The following is a 2,348-nucleotide window of genomic DNA, read 5'->3' on the forward strand; positions in this document are numbered from 1 at the left end:
GTAAGCGTCCAGTAAACCACATATTTCCAAGTTAAGTCCAACCCTGCACCATGAGGCCTCAACTATCAAGTAGAGGTCTTTATGCAAAACAAACGACGAACCAAAGCACAGTGGCTGCAGATATTTGGTGAGCAGCAAAATAGCGGCTTAACCATCAAAGCGTTTTGTGAGCGCCAGGGTATCAACCTGCAAACATTCCGTGCTCGAAAAAGTGATTGGAAGCACGGAGATAAAAAGCCAGGCCGAGCGTTAGTTAAGATTGAAACGCCAAAGCTAAAACCAGTAGCAACCATAAGCTGTCAGTTTAACGGTGTAGAGCTTGCTTGCAATGACTCGGTTAACCCGCAGTGGTTTGCTAATATGGTAAAGGCTCTTGTCAAATGAAAATGTTTGTTGAGCCTGACGATATCTACTTGCACACCACCGCTGTAGATTTCAGAAAGTCCATCAACGGTCTACTTAATATCGTTGAAAGTGAGCTTGAGCTAGATGCGTTTAGCGGTGCGCTATTTATCTTCTGCAATAAAAAGCAGGATAAATTGAAGTTGTTGTACTGGGATAAGACGGGCTTCGCCCTCTGGTATAAACGCCTCGAAAAACATCGCTTCAAATGGCCCAAAGTACATGAGCTAGACAGACTCAGATTGAGCGAACAGCAGTTGCAATGGCTGCTAGGTGGCTATGATGTTATTGGGCACAGCACGTTGAATTATAGGGCCTCTGGCTTATAACTGTAGATCATAAGTAGGATTTAACGATCACGTTTTAATCTAAATAAAAACAATTGCTTAGCATACCTTCGCTTGCTGTTCGGGTATAATACAAGCATGCAAAATGAAATCGACATGCTCCGTAAGCAACTGGCCGAAAAAGATGCGCTCATCGCACGTCAGCAAGCGCGGCTGTCGTTTTTAGAAGAGCAGTTTCGTCTTGCCCAACAAAAGCAGTTTGGTGCAAGTAGTGAAGGTCATCCGGGTCAAGGTGAGTTGTTTAACGAAGCTGAAGAAATATTGGCTGAAAGTGTTGAGTCTGAGCAAGAAGATATCAGTTACACGCGCAACAAACCTAAGCGCAAACCGCTGCCGGCTGACTTACCGCGTGAAGTGGTAGTGCATGACTTAGCCGACGAAGATAAAGTCTGCGATGGCTGCCAAGGTGAGCTGCATAAGATTGGCGAGGATAAAAGCGAGAAGCTTGAATTTATTCCTGCACAAGTCAAAGTGATTGAGCATGTACGCCCGAAGTATGCATGCAGAGCATGTGAGAAGGACGGGACGCACAATCACATTAAACAAGCGCCGGTTGCCCCCAGCGTTATCCCAAAAGGCTATGCTACCCCGAGCTTACTCAGCCAAATCATCACCAGTAAATATCAATATGGCTTACCGCTATACCGGCAAGAGTCGATGTTCAAACAATACGGTATTGAGTTAAGTCGCAAGACCATGGCCGATTGGATGCTCAAATGCGCTGACTTGCTACAACCGCTGTATGAGCGCTTGCACGAGTTGATACTCCAGCAGCCAGTGATTGCGGCAGATGAAACGACCTTAAAGGTGGTCAAAGAAGATAAAGCCAAGTGCTATATGTGGGTGTATTGCACGGGCACTGACTCGCCAGAGAGTAATCACACCGATACCCCTAACATCATACTCTACGACTACCAAGCAAGTCGTGCGGGCAAGTGCGCAGTCGATTACCTGCAAGGCTTTGATGGCTATTTACAGGTGGATGGTTATGCAGGCTATGAGCAAACTCAAGCTACCCTTGCAGGATGTTGGGCGCATGCCAGACGCAAATTCATGGAAGCCAAAACCGCGCAAGGTAAAAAGAGCAGCGGTAAAGCCGACTGGGCGCTTAACCATATCCAAAAACTCTACCGCATTGAAACGCAGCTAAAAGACAGCTCGCCCGCTGAGCGTTTACAAGTACGACAAGAAAAGAGCACGGTATTACTCAAGCAGCTCGAGGCGTGGCTTGTTAAATCAGAGCAACAGGTGCTGCCAAAAACCAAACTCGGAGAGGCCATTACCTACTGCTTAAATCAGTGGGATAAACTCAAAACCTATACAAAAGACGGCGCAGTGAACATCGATAATAATCGCGCTGAGCGAGCAATAAAGCCCTTCGTGATAGGCCGCAAAAATTGGTTATTTAGCCACACAGCAAAAGGTGCTCACGCCAGCGCCGTACTGTATAGTATTATCGAAACAGCAAAGGCGAACGGGCTGACGCCCTTCGATTATGTAATGCACTTGCTAGCGCAAATCGCCACTCAAAACACTGACGTCGAGCAACTGCTACCATGGCGATTTGCTAAAGACTAGGTGGGATTACGAGACGCTCAC

At 46.8% G+C, this 2,348-nt stretch carries 3 protein-coding genes; all 3 read left to right on the forward strand.

Annotated features, from left to right (window positions below; all coding sequences use genetic code 11):
- Positions 1-81 precede the first annotated feature (81 nt).
- The 3 genes from tnpA to tnpC all read left to right on the forward strand — a co-directional run bounded on the left by tnpA (position 82) and on the right by tnpC (position 2,327).
- Positions 82-384, forward strand: coding sequence for an IS66 family insertion sequence element accessory protein TnpA (gene tnpA / locus ACFO4O_RS15090; RefSeq protein ID WP_382410018.1), 303 nt, complete (start codon positions 82-84; stop codon positions 382-384).
- Positions 381-731 carry an IS66 family insertion sequence element accessory protein TnpB gene (tnpB, locus tag ACFO4O_RS15095; RefSeq protein ID WP_382410020.1) on the forward strand — a complete coding sequence of 117 codons (351 nt, stop codon included), beginning with the start codon at positions 381-383 and terminating at the stop codon, positions 729-731. The genes tnpA and tnpB overlap by 4 nt, the downstream gene beginning before the upstream one ends.
- A gap of 96 nt (positions 732-827) precedes the next feature.
- Entirely contained in the window at positions 828-2,327 is a 1,500-nt protein-coding gene (tnpC, locus tag ACFO4O_RS15100; protein WP_382410022.1) for an IS66 family transposase, read from the forward strand.
- The last annotated feature ends 21 nt before the right edge of the window (positions 2,328-2,348 follow it).

This window comes from Glaciecola siphonariae (assembly GCF_042652645.1).
Lineage (GTDB): Bacteria > Pseudomonadota > Gammaproteobacteria > Enterobacterales > Alteromonadaceae > Glaciecola > Glaciecola siphonariae.

What these genes read in the sequence shown, in the direction of transcription:
- tnpA (WP_382410018.1), top strand. Translation starts at nt 82, where the DNA reads ATGCAAAACAAACGACGAACCAAAGCACAGTGGCTGCAGATATTTGGT.
- tnpB (WP_382410020.1), top strand. Translation starts at nt 381, where the DNA reads ATGAAAATGTTTGTTGAGCCTGACGATATCTACTTGCACACCACCGCT.
- tnpC (WP_382410022.1), top strand. Translation starts at nt 828, where the DNA reads ATGCAAAATGAAATCGACATGCTCCGTAAGCAACTGGCCGAAAAAGAT.